Source organism: Microlunatus sp. M237, assembly GCF_056896895.1.
Genome location: NZ_JBXHBL010000001.1, coordinates 725,743 through 743,223, shown reverse-complemented (window position 1 = coordinate 743,223; position 17,481 = coordinate 725,743). Strand labels below are relative to the sequence as shown.

Below are 17,481 nucleotides of genomic sequence, written 5' to 3'. Positions count from 1 at the left end.
GGCGGCACCACCGTGGACGAACGAGTTTGACGAAGGCGAGTTCGTACACAAAACTTAGGCCGGATCAAGACCGGACCTGAGAGTCAATGCTTCCAGCGAAAGCTGGACAGAAGTCCAAACAGTACGCCCCGCGACCGCGTGGCGACCATCCTAGAAGGAGCCCAAGTGGCAAAGGCCAAGTTCGAGCGGACAAAGCCGCACGTCAACATCGGCACCATCGGGCATATCGACCACGGCAAGACCACGCTGACCGCGGCGATTACGAAGGTGCTCCACGACAAGTACCCGACCCTCAATGAGGCGTCGGCGTTCGACCAGATCGACAAGGCGCCCGAAGAGCGTCAGCGCGGTATCACCATCTCCATCGCGCACGTCGAGTACCAGACCGAGGCTCGTCACTACGCGCACGTCGACTGCCCCGGTCACGCCGACTACATCAAGAACATGATCACCGGCGCGGCTCAGATGGACGGCGCGATCCTCGTGGTCGCCGCCACCGATGGCCCGATGCCGCAGACCCGCGAGCACGTGCTGCTGGCCCGTCAGGTCGGCGTTCCCGCCCTCGTCGTCGCGCTCAACAAGTGCGACATGGTTGATGACGAGGAGATCCTGGAGCTCGTCGAGCTCGAGGTCCGTGAGCTGCTGAGCGAGTACGAGTTCGACGGCGACGACACCCCTGTCGTCCACGTCGCGGCTTTCCCCGCCCTCAACGGCGACGCCAAGTGGGCCGACTCGATCATGGAGCTGATGGCCGCTGTGGACAGCTTCATTCCGCAGCCGGAGCGCGAGATCGACAAGCCGTTCCTGATGCCCGTCGAGGACGTCTTCACGATCACCGGTCGTGGCACCGTCATCACCGGTCGTATCGAGCGTGGCGTGGTCAAGGTCAACGAGACCGTCGACATCATCGGTATCCGCGACACCAAGCAGACCACCACCGTCACCGGTGTTGAGATGTTCCGCAAGCTCCTCGACGAGGGCCAGGCGGGCGAGAACGTCGGCCTGCTGCTCCGTGGCACCAAGCGCGAGGACGTCGAGCGCGGCATGGTCGTGATCAAGCCGGGCACGACCACCCCGCACACCGAGTTCGAGGCACGCGTCTACATCCTCAGCAAGGAAGAGGGCGGCCGTCACACGCCGTTCTTCAACAACTACCGTCCCCAGTTCTACTTCCGTACGACTGACGTGACCGGTGTTGTGAACCTGCCTGAGGGCACCGACATGGTGATGCCCGGTGACAACACCGACATGACCGTTCAGCTGATCCAGCCGATCGCCATGGAGGAAGAGCTCAAGTTCGCCATCCGTGAGGGTGGCCGGACCGTCGGCGCCGGTCGCGTCACGAAGATCCTGAAGTAACCGACTCCGTCGGTTGGATCCTCAAGTGACCAACTAGCCACACCAGCACCACCCAGAAGCCCCGAGCCGAACGGCTCGGGGCTTCTGTGCGTTCGGGCTTCTGTGGGTTCGGAGGGCCGGGGGCGAGCCCATAGACTCGGTGGGTGGAGGAGAACACCAAGGCCATCGTCGAGCTCGCGTGGTCCCGGGTGCTGGGCCTGCCGGACGACGCCCTGACGAGTGCCCTGCCCGGCGAGCGCATCACCCGGGTCAACCCCTCGATGATCATGTTCGTCACCCTGTGGGACCACGAGGTGCTGATCGGGCCGGAGCACGTCCTCGAGGCCGCTGCGGGCCTGCACCATCGCGAGCTCCGCGACGGTGCGACCCTGCTCGGGCTGGGTGCCGATCCCTCGGGCGGACCGCACTCCGGCCGGCTGCTGGGCGAGGCGGCGCTCGGCTTCACCGACGCCTACGTGCCCGGTGAGGAGCTGAAGTCGACCGGGGTCACTGATGATCCGGCTGCCGTGGCCGACCTGGAGCGGTTGTGCCCACCCGACGACATCGCCGAAGTGGGCCTGTCCACCATGACCTGGAAGTTCGCCATGCTCGACGACTCTGACGAGCTGCTGGCGGGAGCCGGGTTCGAGGAGTGGGAACGGATCCTCGGCCATGTGGGGGTGCTGACGCCACCGACCCGACGCCGCGCCGGCCATGGGGCCCTGGCCGCAGGGATCGCCACCAACGAGGCCCTCGACCGGGGGTTGGTGCCGCAGTGGCGTGCCCGGGCGGACAACGTGGCGTCGCGGCGGGTGGCACGACGCCTCGGCTACTCCTGGGTGGGGTCCCAGACCACCGTGATCTTCGGCGCCTGAGCTCGTCGGCTCGCGGTGCGACGCCACGTAGACTCGGACACGCGTCGACCGCCCTGCCCGCCCGCAGCGGCGCCCGCGACGGCGAGGAGCGGAGGTTGTCGTGCTGCGTCGTCTGGTCGCCGCCGTGTCGGCGCTGGTCTTGCTCGTGGTCCTGGCGGCTTCCTGCAGCTCCGGCGGTGGAGACACCACCCTCGAGCAGGTGCGCTCCAGCGGAGTGCTGCGGGTGGGGACGGAGGGGACGTACCCGCCGTTCAGCTATCACGACCCCGCGACCAACAAGCTGACCGGCTACGACGTCGATGTGATCGATGCGGTGGCGGCGAAGATGGGACTCGAGACCGAGTTCGTCGAGGCGCCGTTCGACGCCCTCTTCGCCAGCCTGATGTCGGACCGCTTCGACGTGGTCGCCAACCAGGTGACCAAGAACGCCGAGCGCGCAGCGACGTACTCGTTGTCTGAGCCCTACACCTTCTCCGACGGCGTGATCATCGCCCGCAGCGACAACACCTCGATCACGAAGCTGAGCGACCTGAAGGGCAAGACCACAGCACAGAGCTCGACCAGCAACTGGAACAAGGTGGCGATCGACGCCGGAGCCAAGGTGGAAGCGGTGGAGGGCTTCACCCAGGCGATCGCGCTGGTGAAGGAGGGGCGGGTCGACGCCACCGTCAACGACAACCTGGCCGCGCTGGAGTACTTCAAGACCACCGGGGACACCAGCGTCAAGATCGTCGCTCAGACCGGCAACACCAGCGAGCAGGTGTTCGCGCTACGGCCCGACGACACGGCGCTGACCGCCGAGATCAACACCCAGCTGCAGGTCCTCAAGACCGACGGCACGCTGGCGCGGATCTCGCAGAAGTACTTCGGCCAGAACGTCTCCTCAGGCACCGCCGACGTCGATCCGGGAGCGGCGGCCGCGGCGAGGACCAGCACCTGGCAGCTGATCAAGGACTCGTCCGGACCGATGTTGCTGGCCATGGTCAAGGCCACCATTCCGCTGACCGCCATCAGCTTCGTGATCGGGCTCGCTATCGCGCTCGGCGTCGCCCTGATGCGGCTGTCGTCGCTGCCACTGCTGTCCCAGCTCGCGCGGGTGTATGTCTCGCTGATCCGTGGTACCCCGCTGCTCGTCCAGCTGTATCTGATCTTCTTCGGACTGCCGGCCCTCGGACTGACCTTCGACTCCTTCACCGCCGCAACCATCGCCTTCAGCCTCAACGTCGGTGGCTACGCCGCGGAGATCATCCGCGCCGCCATCTTGTCGGTGCCGCGAGGACAGACCGAGGCGGCGCTCACCTTGGGGATGGGCTACTGGACCACCCTGCGCCGGGTGATCCTGCCGCAGGCTGCCCGCACCGCGGTGCCGCCGCTGTCCAACACGTTGATCTCGCTGGTCAAGGACACCTCGCTGGCCTCAGTCGTGCTGGTTACCGAGCTGCTCCGGGTGGCTCAGGTCGCAGCCGCGCCGACCTTCCAGTTCTTCGCCCTCTACGGGGTGGCGGCGATCTTCTACTGGGTGCTGTGTCTGGTGCTGTCGTTCGCGCAGGGGCGGTTGGAGAAGCGTCTCGATCGGCACGTAGCGCGATGAGCGCTCGCCAATGTGACAGCGCGATGAGCGCTCTTGGCTGGACCACGACCGCAGGGAGACGACGATGAGCGACGGCACCGCACCTGACCTGGTCGAGGTGCGCGGCATCCGCAAGACCTTCGGCGACCACGAGGTGTTGTCCGGGGTCGACTTCACCGTGCCCGCCGGGTCGGTGACGGTGCTGATCGGGCCGTCCGGGTCGGGCAAGACCACTGTGCTGCGGACCGTGAACGCGCTCGAGGTCCCCGAGACGGGGACGGTGCGAATCGGCGACGTCGCGGTGGACTACGCGGCCGCGCCCCACAAGTCCGAGTTGGTACGGCTACGGCGGCAGAGTGCGATGGTCTTCCAGGCACACAATCTGTTCCCGCACATGAGCGTCCTCCGCAACGTGATGGAGGGACCAACCGTGGTGCAGCGCCGACCGGTGGCACAGGTACGCCGCGACGCGCTGGCGCTGCTCGACCGTGTCGGGCTGGCCGACAAGGCCGAGCAATACCCGGATCAGCTGTCGGGTGGCCAGCAGCAGCGCGTCGGCATCGCCAGGGCGCTGGCGATGCAGCCCGAACTGTTGCTGTTCGACGAGCCGACCTCCGCGCTCGACCCGGAGCTGGTCGGCGAGGTGCTCTCGGTGATGCGGGACCTGGCGGGGGAGGGCTGGACCATGATCGTCGTCACCCACGAGATCCGGTTCGCCCAGCAGGTGGCCGACCAGGTGCTGTTCATCGACGGCGGCGTCATCGTGGAACGCGGGACCGCGGCGCAGGTGCTGACGGATCCGCAGCAGGACCGTACCCGAACCTTCCTGCGCCGGATCCTTGAACCGATCTGAGCCGAAACCCCTGGTCCCGGCGTCAGTAGGCGAGCACCGCCACCGGGTAGTCCGACAGCACCTCGGCCAGGGCGACCTCACCGGACCACCGGCGACCGGTGAGCAGGTCGTGGCAGCCGCCGGGCAGCTCCACCGTGGTGTCGCCCCAGCCACCTGCCGCGGCGAGGCCGACCGGCAGCCGGGTGGCCAGCGCAATCGCCCCGCCCCGGTCGTACGCCACCAGGTGGTCGGCGGCCGATCCGTGCACCGCCAGTGGGGTGTAGCCGGTGAAACGGGTGGGCTCGTCATGCCGCAGCCGCAGCACCCGGCTGACCAGCCACTGCTTTGCGGCGCCGCTGTCGTCCACCGCGGGTGCCTCGCTGCTCTGCAGCAGCGTACGCAGGGCGGCGAAGTCGACCGGGCGCCGGTTGTCGGGGTCCACCAGCGAGTCCTCCCAGATCTCCGTGCCCTGATAGACGTCGGGAATGCCGGGCATGGTCAGCTGCACCAGCTTCTGACCGAGGGCGTTCACCCGTCCCGGTGCGCTGACCGCAGCCAGCAGCTGCTCCCAGGCGCCACGTAGCTCCGGGTCGTCATAGGCCTTGTCCACTGCGGCGTGCACCGCCGCCTCGAACGCCTCGTCCTGGTCCACCCAGCCGGTGCCGTCGGCGGCCTCGCGCATGGCCTTCTCGACGTACGCGTGCATCCGCTCCCGCTCGATCGGACCGGCGCCGACCAGCGTCTGGGCGACGAAGTATGCGTACGCACGATTGGGGATGGCCGTCGAGGCCAGGAAGGTCTCGGCGAAGGTGGTCCAGGCGTCGGCCAGCTCGCTGAGCACGGCCAGCCGGGCGCGGACGTCCTCGCCCCGCTTGGTGTCATGGGTCGACAGTCCGGTCATCGACTGGGGCTGGGTCTCCTGGCGCACCTGCTGCAGCCGGTGGAAGTCCGCCACCTCGATGCCGAACTGGTCAGGGTCGCCGCCGACCTCGTTGAGGGCGATGAAGCGGGCATAACGGTAGTAGGCGGTGTCCTCGACCCCCTTGGCCATGGTCGCTCCACTGAGCTGTTGCATCCGACGGGCGAGCTCGTCGTCCGGGTCGTGCAGCCGTGGGCTGAGCTGTTCCAGCGTCTCGGCGAGCGCCGGCCGCCGCTCGGCGGCGAGGGCGAGTGCCGCGTCCAGCTGCTCAGCACCGGCGGGAAGATAGGAGCGGTAGACGGCGAACGCGATGGCGACCTCCGCGATGGCCGCACCCGCATCGGGTACGTCCGGCGCGAGGGCGGCCATCCGACGGATCTCTGCCACCAGCAGCTCGTCGGTGACCATCCGCTTGCCGATCTCGATGTGCTCGGCGATCGACAGCTGGTCCCCGGTCAGGCGCTGATAGGCGGCGGTGAACGGTTCGACACCGGCCGGGTCGATGAACAGGCCGTTGACCTCGCGCATCGCGTCGTAGCCGGTGGTCCCGTCGACCGGCCAGTCGACGGGCAGCTCCTCGCCGTGCTCGAGGATCTTCTCCACGGTGATCCAGGCCTCCGGAGCCAGCGCGCGGAGTCGCTCGAGGTATTGCCCCGGGTCCACCAGGCCGTCCGGGTGGTCCACCCGGAGCCCGGAGATGCCGGCCTCCACCCAGCGGCGGATCTCGGCGTGGGTCGCGTCGAAGACGCGCTCGTCCTCGACTCGTACGCCGGCGAGGGTGGTGACGGCGAAGAAGCGGCGATAGTTCAGCTCGGAGTTCCCGCGGCGGAAGTGCACCAGCTCGTAGTGCTGGCGGCCGTGCACCGTGTCGGGGTCATCGCCCTCGGACCAGCTGCCCGGGGCGAGCGGGAAGCGGTGCTCGAAGTAGCGCAGCTCGCCGTCTGTCACGCTTAGCTCGGCGTCGTCACCCAGGATCGGGACGACGATCCGGCCGCGGCTCCAGTCGATGTCGAACCAGGCGGCGTAGGCCGACTCCTGCCCGTTGCGCAGCACGTCCCACCAGGCTGGGTTCTCCGCCGGGACGGAGATGCCGAGGTGGTTCGGCACGATGTCGACCACCACCTGCAGACCGGCATCGGACGCCGCAGCCAGCAGCTGCTGCCATTCCTCCTCGCCGCCGCGGGCCGGGTCGACCCGGCGCACGTCGACGGTGTCGTACCCATGGTCGGAACCAGTGGTGGACTGCAGCAGGGGCGAGAGGTAGACAGCGCCGACACCGAGGTCGCGCAGGTAGTCCACGATCGCCGTGGCGTCGGCGAGGGTGAAGCCGGCGCGGATCTGGAGACGGTAGGTCGAGCTGGGAGTCGTCACGGCAACGAGCCTAAGGTGAGCGACCACGACGGCCGCAGCCAGCCTCGGTTCGGGCGGCGGACGGGAGCCCGTCAGGAACGATGAAGGATCCGCCGGGTGCTGATGTCTGGGCGAAGGTCGAGACGGCGCAGCAGCTGGGCGTTGGCCGCGACAACCAGGGTCGAGGCGGACATCAGTAACGCGCCGACCGCCATCGGGAGCACGAACCCGACGGGGGCGAGCACACCGGCCGCGAGCGGTACGGCTATCAGGTTGTAGCCGGCGGCCCAGGCGAGGTTCTGTGTCATCGTGCGATAGCTGGCGCTGGAGAGCTCGAACACCGACAGCACCGATCGTGGGTCGTCACTGGCCAGCACCACCCCGGCAGAGGCGATGGCGACGTCGGTGCCGGCGCCGATGGCCACGCCGACGTCGGCCTGGGCGAGTGCGGGTGCGTCGTTGACCCCGTCACCGACCATGGCGACCCGGTGTCCGCCGGATTGCAGCTCCTGCACCGTGGCGCCCTTGTCCTCGGGGCGTACGCCGGCGAAGACCTGGTCGATCTCGAGATCGGCGGCCACCGACCGGGCGACCTGCTCGGCGTCTCCGGTGATCAGGACGACGTGCTTGCCGAGCCGGTGCAGCGCGGTGACGGCGTCGCGGGATTCCGGCCGCACCTCGTCGGCCAGGGCGATCGCCCCGGCCGGCTCGTCGTCGACGAGCACATGCACGACGATGGCGCCGTCCGCTTGCCATGGCGCCGACGCCGGTAACGGCTCGAGCTGCCGCTCGCGGAGCAGAGCAGGACCGCCGACGCTGACCCGCGTCCGGTGGACCGTGGCCGTGACTCCGACCGCGGTCGAGGCGACGACGTCGGTCGCATCCAGTCTGGGCAGCTCCCGCGCCGCGGCGGCGTCGACGATGGCGCGGCCCAGCGGGTGCTCGCTGTCGGTCTCGGCCGCCGCCGCCAGGGTCAAGACCTCGTCCTCGCTCCGACCCGGGACGGCCACGACGTGGGTCAGCACCGGCCGACCCCGGGTGAGGGTGCCGGTCTTGTCGAACAGCACGGTGTCGACGGTGCGCATGGCTTCGAGTGCCATCCGGTCCTTGATCAAGACGCCACCCCGTGCGGCGCGCTCGGTGGCGATCGCCACCACCAAGGGGATAGCCAGCCCGAGGGCGTGCGGGCAGGCGATGACCAGGACGGTGATGGTGCGGATCAGCGCGTCCTGCGGCGACCCGAGGCCTGTCCAGACCACCGCTGTGACCGCCGCGGCGGCGAGCGCGAACCAGAACAGCCACCCGGCGGCGCGGTCAGCCAGTCGCTGGGCCTGCGACGCAGAGCTCTGAGCCGCCGCGACCAGCCGCCGGATGCCGGCCAGGGCGGTGTTCTCTCCGGTCGCGGTGACCTGCACCCGCAGGGCGGAGTCGGTCGAAACCGTGCCGGCGACGACTGAGTCGCCGACGGCGCGGCGGACAGGGCGGGACTCCCCGGTGATCATGGCCTCGTCGACCTCGGCGGTGCCCTCGACGACGACTCCGTCGGCCGGGACACGACCCCCGGGCCGGACGACCACCACGTCGCCGACGACGAGGTCCGCCGGCGCCACGGTGACAGTCGCGTCAGGTCCGGCCGTGTCAGCAGCGTGATCGACTCGCTCGGCCACGTCGGGCAGCAGCGCGGCGAGCGACTCCAGCGCGGAGGAGGACCGGGCGAGCGAGCGCATCTCCACCCAATGGCCGAGCAGCATGATGATGATCAGCAGCGACAGCTCCCACCAGAAGTCCAGCTCGGAGCTCAGCAGAGTGAGACTGGAGCCCAGCGAGGCGACGAAGGCCACCGTGATCGCCAGGGCGACGAGCAGCATCATGCCGGGCCGGCGCGCCCGCACCTCGGCGATGGCACCGGTCAGGAACGGGCGGCCGCCCCAGGCATACATCACCGTCCCCAGCACCGGGGAGATCCAGCCGACCAGCGGCGCCTCGGGCAGGGAGTAGCCGAGGATCATCGCGACCATGTCGCTGAACACCACCACCGGGGTCCCGACGACGAGCATGATCCAGAACAGCCGCCGGAACGAAGCGACGTGATCGCCGTGTCCGTGCGCCGGGGAGTGGCCCGCGTGCCCGCCGGCCGGGCCGGCCCCCGGCTGATGATGTGCGGTGTCGGCGCCGGAGGGCACCCCGCTGCCGTGCGCTGAGCTGTCCATCCGAGCCGCCCGTCGTCAGGTACCCCTAGGGGGTACATCCTTCTGACGCCGATAACTCCCGATCAGGCGCGGCTATTCCCCGCCGCCTGCCGGCCGGTCAGTCCGCGGGGCCGTTCGCATACAAGTCGGTGACGTTGGCCAGCGTGGACGAATGGAGCCGCTTGATCGGGTTGGTCGAGGCATCGCTCGGGTCGCGGGTATAGGTGTAGGAGCCGCTCTCGTAGTTGACGTAGAGCCGACCGTTCAAGGTGGCCAGGCCCTGGTTCATCGACGGTGCCCGGAAGCAGTAGGAGTTCGAGTCGGTCAGGGTGGTCTGGCCGCGCCGCATCACCCACAGGTTGCCGCGATCGCCGCGCCCGTACGACGTTGAGAAGATCACGTGGCTGCCGGTGACGGCCACCCCCTGGGTCTTCTTCGGGGCGTACGCCTGGGTGGCTGACTGGAACTGCAGGGTGCCCTTCGCGCGGTTGGTCTGGACGTAGCCGTTGAGGTGGGTCGACTCGGTCTCGCTGAACGCGCCCGCCCACAGATGTCCGTCTCCGCTGCCCATGAAGCCGACGCGGTATGAGCTGGCTCGGGTGTAGCTCGGCTTGCGGACGACATTGTTGTCCGGGCCTTTCAGGGCTGCTGTGACGTTGGCGATCTTGTAGCCGCGGATCTGGTTCTCACTGCCGACGTAGAGCCAGCCGCGGTAGACGGCGATTCCGCCCACATGGCCCTTGTCGACCAGCATCCGCCCGAGCCCGGTGCCCTTGCGCGCGCCGTTGGCCACGACGCCGAAGATGGCGCTCGCGCCGTCCGGCTCCTTGTCACCGTTGACGTCTTGGTAAGCAGAGATGAGCAGGACGTCCTCGCCCGTACCGTTCCAGTTGGACCAGGCCGCAAGCCCTTGCGGTACGTAGCGCCCGTCCAGCAGCCCGGCGGGGATCTTCACGTCATTGCCGAACCGCTTGGTCGACTGTGCCGAAGGCCTGACCCAGTCATAGACCCGACTCGCGGATGGGCCGCTATAGAACGGGTTGGTGCTGCTGCGGGTGGTGTAGCACAACGGGTCGGAGTCGTTGTCGGCGTGCGATGGGGTGGGGTTCGCGACCTGGGTTGCGGCCAGCGCCCCCAGGGCTGCGACTGCACCGATGATCCGGCGCCGAATTGCCTTCGCCATGTCTTGATCACTCCTTCTTCGCGGCCGGGCACCACGTCGCGAGACACGGTAGTTGGGCCGGGGGTCGCTGGGAAGGGAATGGGTCGGGCCGGGCGTCAGCCCAGCCGAAGAACCGCGGTTGCGTACGGCGGCCCGGTCGACCAGGCCGCTCACCCCGCGGGCGCGGTCCGGCGCAGCTGGAAGGTCCTGGTGGTCGGGTCGAAGTGGGTGGTGGGGGTGTCGAAGACCCGGCCCAGCTCACCGCCGGCGATCAGCTCCTCGGGTGGGCCGGCGACCAGGCGGGGTCGGTCGATCAGCCACAGAGCGTCCGCTGTCCGCAGCGCCAGCTCCACCTCGTGGGTCGACAGCACGACCACCATGTTGCGCTCGACGGCCAGCCGACGGAGCAGCTCCATCAGGTCGACCCGGGCGCCAACGTCGAGGAACGCGCTGGGCTCGTCCAGCACCAGCAGCTCCGGCTCCTGCACCAGCGCGCGGGCGAGCAGCACCCGCTGCCGCTGGCCGTCCGACAGCTCGGCGAACCGCTGCTCAGCCAGCTCGCTGGCGTGCACCCGGTGCAGCATCTCGGTGACCAGCCGGTGCTCGGCCGGCGTCAGCCGGCTGCCCAGACCGCGGTGGGGGTGGCGGCCGAGCTCGGCGACCTCGCGACCGGTCAGCAGGCCCGCGTCGACGCGGTCGGTCAGCACCACGGCGGTACGCAGGGCACGGTCGCGGCCGGACAGCCGGCCGAGGTCGGTCCCGTCCAGCAGCGCCGCTCCCGCGAGCAGCAGCTGCAGCCCCATCACCGAGCGCAGCAGGGTCGACTTGCCGGCACCGTTCGGTCCGAGCAGCGAGGTCACCTCACCGCGCCGCGCGACTGCTGTCACGCCGCCGACGATGACCGAGGCGCCACTGTGGTGGCGACGTACGCTCGACCCGGACCGGCCGTAGCCGACCGCCACGTCGCGAAGCTCGAGCCCGGACCCCATCACACCGCCCCGGCGGCGAGTCGCCGTGACCGCAGCAACACCGCGACCACGACCGGTGCGCCGACCAGAGCCGACACGACGTTGATCGGCAGCACGGCGTCGGCGCCCGGCAGCTGCGCGATGATCGCGCACGCCACAGCGACGACGACGCCGGTCAGGACGGAGCCCGGCAGCAGCACCCGGTGGTCGGAGGTGCCGAGCACCAGGCGGGCCAGGTGTGGCACGGCCACGCCGAGAAAGGCGATCGGTCCGCAGTAGGCGGTGACCGACCCGGCGATCACCGAGGTGGCCACCACCACCGCCACCCGGACCATCCCCACCCGGACGCCCATCGAGGCGGCGTACCGCTCACCCAGCAGCAGGGCGTTGAGCGGGCGGCCGAGCAGGAACGCGGCGGCGACGCCGGCGCCGACGACGGGCGTCAGCACCACCAGGTCGCTCCGGGTGACCCCGCCGAACGAGCCGAGGCCCCAGAGCACGTAACGCTGCAACCGGGCGGGGTCGGCGAAGGCCAGCAGCAGCGACACCACCGCCCCGATGGCCGAGGAGACCATCACCCCGACCACCAGCAGGGTCACCACCGAGCGGACCCACCGGCCGAGCAGCAGAATGAGCAGCAGGACGGCCGCCGAGCCCAGGGCTGCCGCGAGCAGCACGCTCAGCCGGCCGGTGCCGACCACGGCCACGAAGCCGGCGGTGGTGGCCGACGTGCCGAGGGTCACCACCGCGACGCCCAGCCCGGCACCACTGGACACCCCCAGGATGTACGGGTCGGCGAGCGGGTTGCCGAACAAGGTCTGCATCATCAGCCCGGCCACCGCGAGCCCTGCGCCGGCGAGCGCGGCGGTGGCCACCCGGGGCACCCGGATCTCGCGCAGCAGCACCGTCGAGGTCGGGTCACCAGCGTCGCCGGACAGCAGATACGCCCCGACGTCACGGGCTCCGATGTGGACCGAACCGACAGCGAACGCGAGAAGGATCAGCCCCGCCGCCGCCACACACAACGCGGACAGCACCACCGCCGGTCTCACGTCAGCTGCTGGTAGAAGGTGAACTCGTGGTTGGGGACCAGCTCGGGGTGCAAGATGGCGAGCAGGTCGGCGACGATCAGGTCGGGCCGCAGGGTGCCCAGCTCGAAATAGTTGTTGCCGCCGGTCTCGCTCAGCTGGCGGCTCGGCGCCCATACCGTCCCGGTGCGGAAGGCGGTGAACTGCGCGAACCGTGACTCCTCGGCCAGCGCCTCGGCCTTGGTCCGCCAGTTGGCGGACGTGATCCAGGTGGCGCTGCGGCCGGACCGGGCGTAGACCGTCTCCAGGTCGGTGCTGATCGCTCCGGTCGACGGGTCGGCCTGCCACGGCCAGCGCCCCCGGGCGTCGGTGACGAGCCGGCCGGCATAGCTGCCGCCGGCCGGCATCGACCACTCGCCGGTGTAGGGCTGGCTGAGGACAACGTCGACGGGACTGGCCTTGACGGCCACCGCCACGGCCTTGGCGTAGTCGCCGGCGATCGCCTCGAACGTCGTCGTGGCCTGGCGCTCGGTGTTGGTCAGCGCGCCGAAGTACTTGATCCACTCGGCTCGCCCGAGCGGTTCGGCCTCCAGGAACTCCGCGTCGGCCAGCACCGGGATGCCGGCGCTCTTCGCCGTCGCGTACGCCGGGTCGTCATAGCCGGCCGTGACCAACGCGTCGGGCTTGGCGGCGACGATCTTCTCCGCGTCGGCTGCACCAGCGGCGGCGAACTCGACGACCTCGGCGGTGTTGGCCCGCTCCCGGGCCGCGGCCGAGGAGATCAGCGGTTTGGACGCCACGCCAGTGATCACCGACAGCCGGTCCAACGCCTCCAGGCTCGGCAGATGGGTGGTCGAGGCGGAGAACAGGCTCTGCACCGGGGTGGTCACCACCGGGGCTGAGGTCAGGTCGCCGGTCAGCGCGGGCTTCGGCGCACCGCAGCGCACCAGCACATAGCTCTCCGGACCGCCGCCGACCACCGGCTCTTTCACCGTCAGCACCACGTACGAGCGGTGGTAGGACAGCGTGAAGTTGTCGGCGTGCGTCAACGTCAGCTTGTCGGGATAGTAGTCACGCTCGGCGTCGAAGTCGATGATGCAGCCGTCGGTCGCGGGTGGCGTCGATGACGATGCCATACCGCTTCCGGAGGAGCAGCCGACGAGCAGCAGCAGCGTGGCCAGCAGCGCCGCCAGCAGTGGGCGTGACCGGCTGGACCCGGCCGCGGACGGCAGCAGATGGGCAGGGTGGAACAGAGGCGCATTCATGCGGGGCCTTCCCTCGAGACCGCGGTGGGACCCAGGGGGACCCACGGACGAGCACTGACCGGGCGGTCGGTGCACCACAGGCAGGTCTTCGGACTCGTGGGCAGGTCGGCAGAGCCGAGGCCTACTGACTGTCGCTTCCCAGAGCCTCGACCTGCGTGAACAGGTCGCGGTGATCCAGTGCTTGATGACAGTGGTCGTTCCCACATACCGCTGCGGGGCAGTCTCGGACTCTCACCGAGTTCCCTTGTCCCGTGGCGGCCTCACTCTAACACCGCCGGAGACGGGCCCGGCGACCCTCGCCGGCCCCGCTCTCAGGCCTGCGCCCCCGGTGCGGGCAGCAGCCGGACCGCGCCGCTGCGCCGTGGGTCAGCCCCACCGCCACCGATCCCGACTGCCGACACCCCACCGAAGTACGGGTCGCGCTGCTCGGCCACCAGCACCTGCTCGCCCACGCCCTGCAGGGCTGTGGTGACCTCGCGCGTGAAGCCCGGCTCCAGCCTGACCAGACCCGGCAACGCGGTCAGTCGCGGTGCGTCGATCGCCTGCTGCGGGGTGGCCCCGGCCAGCACCCGCAGGACGCTCTGCACCAGCGCGGGACGGATCCGGCTGCCACCGGCGGCGCCGGCCGCGAGCACCAGCCGGCCGTCGCCGTCGGTCACCACCAGCGGCGACATCATCGAGCCCATCCGGGCGCCGGCCGGTAGCGCCCGGCGCACCAGCTCGCCCTCGCCCAGCATGGAGTTCAGGTGGACGCCGTAACCGGCGACGTAGACCCCCGAGCCGAGCCCGAGGCTGGTGGTCAGGGCACAGCCGTTGCCGTCGGCGTCGACCGCCACGACGTTGGTCGTCTCGGCCCGCCGGTCCGGTGCGCGCAGTGCCGTCACCAGGGCCGCTGCGGCGGCCGGGTCGGTGCATGGATCGGCAGCCACGGTGGCGGCTGCGGCGGCGAGCGTACCGAGCACGTCGTCAAGATCATTTCCGCGCGCGGCGACCCGATGGTCGTAGGCGCTGACGGTCCGTGGGGTCGACTCGATCACCCGGTACGCCCGCAGGTCGGCATGGCCGAGGCTGCCACCGTTGCCGACAGCCGTGATCATCGTGTCGGCGTAGTCCCCACGATAGAAGGACTCCCAGTTCTCGGCGAGCAGCTCGAACGCACGCGGCTGATCATGGTGCGCCAGCCGGTCGCCGGCTCGCAGCAGTGCGCCGTCCGGGCGGCGGAAGACCCGGTCGCCCTCGCCCGCCGTCATCGCCGCCGCGATGCTGGGCAGCAACCTGGCGTGCGCGTCGGGGAAGGGCGTGCCGTACGAGGCGGCCACAGCGGGGGCGACCACGTCGGCCCAGCGGAGCCGACCCCAGCGTCGCCACACGTGCCGCGCCCCGGCCGGTACGCCGGGCACCGCGACGGTGGACGGGCCGATGTCGTAGGGGACCGGCTGGCCGACGAAGGACACCTCGATGGGGACGCCGGGGCCGGGCCGCCGACCGTCCAGGCCGGGAACGGCCACGAAGAAGTCGACGCAGGTCGCCCGCCGGCTGGCGGCGTCGTAGTAGGTCGCGAAGCCACCCCCGGCGAGCCCGGTGAACAGCGTCTCCGCGGCGCAGCTCACCAGCATCATCGCCACCGCGGCGTCGGCCGCACTGCCACCGGCCTGCAGCACCGCTACACCCGCCTCGGCCGTGACGGGGTGCCCCGCGGCGACTCCGGGCGCGATCGACATGCGCCCAGGCTAGAGGCCACCGGCGCGGCGATCGGGTCCCGTTCGCCGGGCGGCAGCCGGTGCCGATGTCACACAGCGCCGGCGGCTGGTGTCTTGTCTGTGCACGAAACCCGCCGACCGCACCAAGGAGAACCGCCATGGCCAGGATTTCGCTCACCCACCCTCGTACCCCGCTGGTGAGGCTGATGGAGGCCTACAGCCGCCGTCGCTACGGTCAGGTGCTCGAGCCCGGGCTTGCCGCGATGCACAACCGGAGGGTGCTGTTCGCGATGCTGGCTCACGAGTCACGGGTGGCGCGCTGGCGGGCCCTGGACCCGACGCTGCGGGCGATGGCGGTGATGGCCGCGGCCAGGGAGATCGGCTGCAGCTGGTGTCTGGACTTCGGTTACTGGGAGTCGACCAACGCCGGGGTCGACCCGCGGCGGCTGCGCGAGGTGACCCGGTGGCGCGAGTCGGCGGATCTGAGTGAGCGGGAGCGGCTGGTGATCGAATACGCGGTCGCGATGACACAGACCCCGCCGACGGTCACCGACGAGTTGGTGGACCAGCTGCGCGGCCACCTCGATGACGCCCAGCTGGTCGAGCTCACCGCGATGGTGGCTCTGGAGAACTCCCGGTCACGCACCAACGCCGCACTCGGTCTGTCCAGCCAGGGCTTCAGCGACGCGTGCGCGCTGCCGTTCGAGGCACCTGAGCCGGCTTCGCGCCTGCAGTCATCCTGATCGCCGGCGCCGTGACAAGGTGGTGGCCATGACGTCTGGTGGCGACGCGGCGCGCAGCGGCGACAACGACGGCGGCGACGTGGCGGCCGATCACGCCGACCTTTTTGTGGCCCATCGCCCGAGCCTGGTCGGTGCGGCATACCGGATCCTCGGCACCGTCGCCGACGCTGAGGACACGGTCCAGGAGTGCTGGCTGCGCTGGGCGGAGGTTGATCTGGCCGGAGTGCGCAACCCTCGGGCCTATCTGCTGCGGGCCACCACGCGGCTGGCGCTCAACCGGGTCCGCGACGTCCAGCGTCGCCGTGAAAGCTACGTGGGTGACTGGCTGCCCGAGCCGCTGGCCATCGTCGGCCCGGGCACGCCGCGCCCCGGCGACCCGGCTGAGGTGGTCGAGCTGGCCGAGTCGGTGTCGTTGGCCATGGTGGTCGTGCTCTCCAGCCTGTCGCCCCTCGAACGCGCGGTCTTCGTGTTGCGGGACGTGTTCGACCTCCCGTTCGCCGACATCGCCGCCACCGTGGGGCGGACCGAGCCGGCGGTACGCCAGCTGGCGCACCGCGCCCGGTCCCACGTGCAGGCGCGCGGACCCGCCCGCCCGGTCGACGAGGCCACCCACGCCGCCGTCACCGCGCAGTTCCTAGCCGCGGTGCAGAACGGGTCGGTCGCCCCGCTGATTGCGCTGCTCGCTCCCGACGTGGTGCTGACCAGCGACGGGGGAGGCAAGCGGTCGGCTGCGCTGCGCCCGATCTCCGGCGCCGACAAGATCGTCCGGTTGTTCACCAGCTTGCTGGCCCACCCCGAGCCGGGGACGCACTACGAGGCGATCACGGTCAACGGACAGCCCGCGCTGGGCATCTATCTGGCTGACAAGCTCGACACGGTCGGGCTGCTGGTGCTCGACGACGCCAGGGTGCGCGAGATCTACCTGATCCGCAATCCGGACAAGCTGACGGCGTCCCAGCAGCCACCCGGCTGACGGCGATGCTGTCCTGAGCTCTCCTCCCGCACGTCGCGAGGTAGTGCTAGGGCTCCCCTCAGGAGTGGCCCAGGGGTGCTGGGCGGTCGCTCGGAAGTCGCCCAGTGTTGATGCCATGACACTCTTCCACTTGCGGCGGCGCTCAGCTGGTGCCGCTGGATCTCGTTCACCGCTGACCCCGAGCACCCCCTCACGGTCGAGGATGGTGGCAGCCCCGGTCTTCGCCGTGCTGGCGATGTCTATCGCGCTGGGTGGGTGCGCCTCAATTGAGGACGCCGAGCCGGAAACCACCACGTTCGCCTTTGACGGACCAACGTTGAACGTGCGGTCCCACGACACTGCGACCGACCTGGTCGCCGCCGATCAGCATGACGTCAAGGTGACCCGCTGGTTCGACGCCAAGGGCGCCACCGGCGTCACGCTGAGCTGGACCCTGAACGACTCGGTGCTGGACCTGCGCGCGGACTGCAGCGGCTTTGCCAACTGCGACGCCCGCTTCCGGGTCGAGGTGCCATCAGGAGTTCGGGTGCTCCGCGACGGCGAGCCCACCGAACTTCGCGGCTCGTGAA

Annotated in this window: 14 protein-coding genes and 1 riboswitch; of the genes, 7 read left to right on the top strand and 7 right to left on the bottom strand. The window is 70.1% G+C overall.

Annotation, left to right across the window (positions count from 1 at the left end; genetic code table 11):
* Nucleotides 1–165: 165 nt before the first annotated feature.
* From tuf to AC1XX3_RS03485, 4 genes are all read left to right on the top strand, one after another.
* Complete coding sequence (gene tuf / locus AC1XX3_RS03500; protein WP_483319688.1) at nt 166–1,359, top strand: elongation factor Tu; 1,194 nt, start codon at nt 166–168, stop codon at nt 1,357–1,359.
* 143 nt (nt 1,360–1,502) lie between these two features.
* A complete protein-coding gene (locus AC1XX3_RS03495) occupies nt 1,503–2,213 on the top strand; it encodes a GNAT family N-acetyltransferase (protein ID WP_483319687.1) in 711 nt (236 codons plus the stop codon).
* Nucleotides 2,214–2,313: 100 nt separating this feature from the next.
* Complete coding sequence (locus tag AC1XX3_RS03490; RefSeq protein ID WP_483319686.1) at nt 2,314–3,804, top strand: ABC transporter permease subunit; 1,491 nt, start codon at nt 2,314–2,316, stop codon at nt 3,802–3,804.
* Nucleotides 3,805–3,868: 64 nt separating this feature from the next.
* Nucleotides 3,869–4,636 carry an amino acid ABC transporter ATP-binding protein gene (locus AC1XX3_RS03485; RefSeq protein ID WP_483319685.1) on the top strand — a complete coding sequence of 256 codons (768 nt, stop codon included), beginning with the start codon at nt 3,869–3,871 and terminating at the stop codon, nt 4,634–4,636.
* Between the two features lie 22 nt (nt 4,637–4,658).
* Here AC1XX3_RS03485 and treY read toward each other — a convergent pair whose 3' ends face one another.
* From treY to AC1XX3_RS03450, 7 genes are all read right to left on the bottom strand, one after another.
* Nucleotides 4,659–6,905: a malto-oligosyltrehalose synthase gene (treY, locus tag AC1XX3_RS03480; RefSeq protein WP_483319684.1), complete on the bottom strand. Its 2,247-nt coding sequence runs from the start codon at nt 6,903–6,905 to the stop codon at nt 4,659–4,661.
* Nucleotides 6,906–6,976: 71 nt separating this feature from the next.
* Complete coding sequence (locus AC1XX3_RS03475; protein ID WP_483319683.1) at nt 6,977–9,094, bottom strand: heavy metal translocating P-type ATPase; 2,118 nt, start codon at nt 9,092–9,094, stop codon at nt 6,977–6,979.
* Between the two features lie 97 nt (nt 9,095–9,191).
* The gene (locus AC1XX3_RS03470; protein ID WP_483319682.1) at nt 9,192–10,256 is read right to left on the bottom strand and encodes a hypothetical protein; all 1,065 of its coding nucleotides are present in this window, start codon (nt 10,254–10,256) and stop codon (nt 9,192–9,194) included.
* Nucleotides 10,257–10,405: 149 nt separating this feature from the next.
* Complete coding sequence (locus AC1XX3_RS03465; RefSeq protein WP_483319681.1) at nt 10,406–11,224, bottom strand: ABC transporter ATP-binding protein; 819 nt, start codon at nt 11,222–11,224, stop codon at nt 10,406–10,408.
* Nucleotides 11,224–12,255, bottom strand: a complete 1,032-nt coding sequence (locus AC1XX3_RS03460) for a FecCD family ABC transporter permease (protein WP_483319680.1) — start codon at nt 12,253–12,255, stop codon at nt 11,224–11,226. Before AC1XX3_RS03460 ends, AC1XX3_RS03465 begins: the two co-directional genes overlap by 1 nt.
* Nucleotides 12,252–13,496: an ABC transporter substrate-binding protein gene (locus AC1XX3_RS03455; RefSeq protein ID WP_483319679.1), complete on the bottom strand. Its 1,245-nt coding sequence runs from the start codon at nt 13,494–13,496 to the stop codon at nt 12,252–12,254. The genes AC1XX3_RS03460 and AC1XX3_RS03455 overlap by 4 nt, the downstream gene beginning before the upstream one ends.
* A 62-nt stretch (nt 13,497–13,558) precedes the next feature.
* Nucleotides 13,559–13,764: riboswitch (cobalamin riboswitch) on the bottom strand.
* Between the two features lie 43 nt (nt 13,765–13,807).
* A complete protein-coding gene (locus AC1XX3_RS03450; protein WP_483319678.1) occupies nt 13,808–15,217 on the bottom strand; it encodes a gamma-glutamyltransferase in 1,410 nt (469 codons plus the stop codon).
* Between the two features lie 137 nt (nt 15,218–15,354).
* On the opposite strand from AC1XX3_RS03450, the gene AC1XX3_RS03445 reads away from it, so the two are divergent.
* The 3 genes from AC1XX3_RS03445 (at nt 15,355) to AC1XX3_RS03435 (ending at nt 17,480) form a co-directional block, all read left to right on the top strand.
* Complete coding sequence (locus AC1XX3_RS03445) at nt 15,355–15,939, top strand: carboxymuconolactone decarboxylase family protein (protein ID WP_483319677.1); 585 nt, start codon at nt 15,355–15,357, stop codon at nt 15,937–15,939.
* Nucleotides 15,940–15,967: 28 nt separating this feature from the next.
* Complete coding sequence (gene sigJ / locus AC1XX3_RS03440; protein WP_483319676.1) at nt 15,968–16,912, top strand: RNA polymerase sigma factor SigJ; 945 nt, start codon at nt 15,968–15,970, stop codon at nt 16,910–16,912.
* A gap of 202 nt (nt 16,913–17,114) precedes the next feature.
* Complete coding sequence (locus AC1XX3_RS03435) at nt 17,115–17,480, top strand: hypothetical protein (RefSeq protein WP_483319675.1); 366 nt, start codon at nt 17,115–17,117, stop codon at nt 17,478–17,480.
* Nucleotide 17,481 lies beyond the last annotated feature (1 nt).

Excerpts from the sequence above, each read along its gene's own strand:
- AC1XX3_RS03435 (WP_483319675.1), top strand. The coding sequence starts at position 17,115 with ATGGTGGCAGCCCCGGTCTTCGCCGTGCTGGCGATGTCTATCGCGCTG.
- AC1XX3_RS03485 (WP_483319685.1), top strand. The coding sequence starts at position 3,869 with ATGAGCGACGGCACCGCACCTGACCTGGTCGAGGTGCGCGGCATCCGC.
- sigJ (WP_483319676.1), top strand. The coding sequence starts at position 15,968 with ATGACGTCTGGTGGCGACGCGGCGCGCAGCGGCGACAACGACGGCGGC.
- AC1XX3_RS03470 (WP_483319682.1), bottom strand. The coding sequence starts at position 10,256 with ATGGCGAAGGCAATTCGGCGCCGGATCATCGGTGCAGTCGCAGCCCTG.
- AC1XX3_RS03465 (WP_483319681.1), bottom strand. The coding sequence starts at position 11,224 with ATGGGGTCCGGGCTCGAGCTTCGCGACGTGGCGGTCGGCTACGGCCGG.
- AC1XX3_RS03445 (WP_483319677.1), top strand. The coding sequence starts at position 15,355 with ATGGCCAGGATTTCGCTCACCCACCCTCGTACCCCGCTGGTGAGGCTG.
- AC1XX3_RS03475 (WP_483319683.1), bottom strand. The coding sequence starts at position 9,094 with ATGGACAGCTCAGCGCACGGCAGCGGGGTGCCCTCCGGCGCCGACACC.
- AC1XX3_RS03455 (WP_483319679.1), bottom strand. The coding sequence starts at position 13,496 with ATGAATGCGCCTCTGTTCCACCCTGCCCATCTGCTGCCGTCCGCGGCC.
- AC1XX3_RS03450 (WP_483319678.1), bottom strand. The coding sequence starts at position 15,217 with ATGTCGATCGCGCCCGGAGTCGCCGCGGGGCACCCCGTCACGGCCGAG.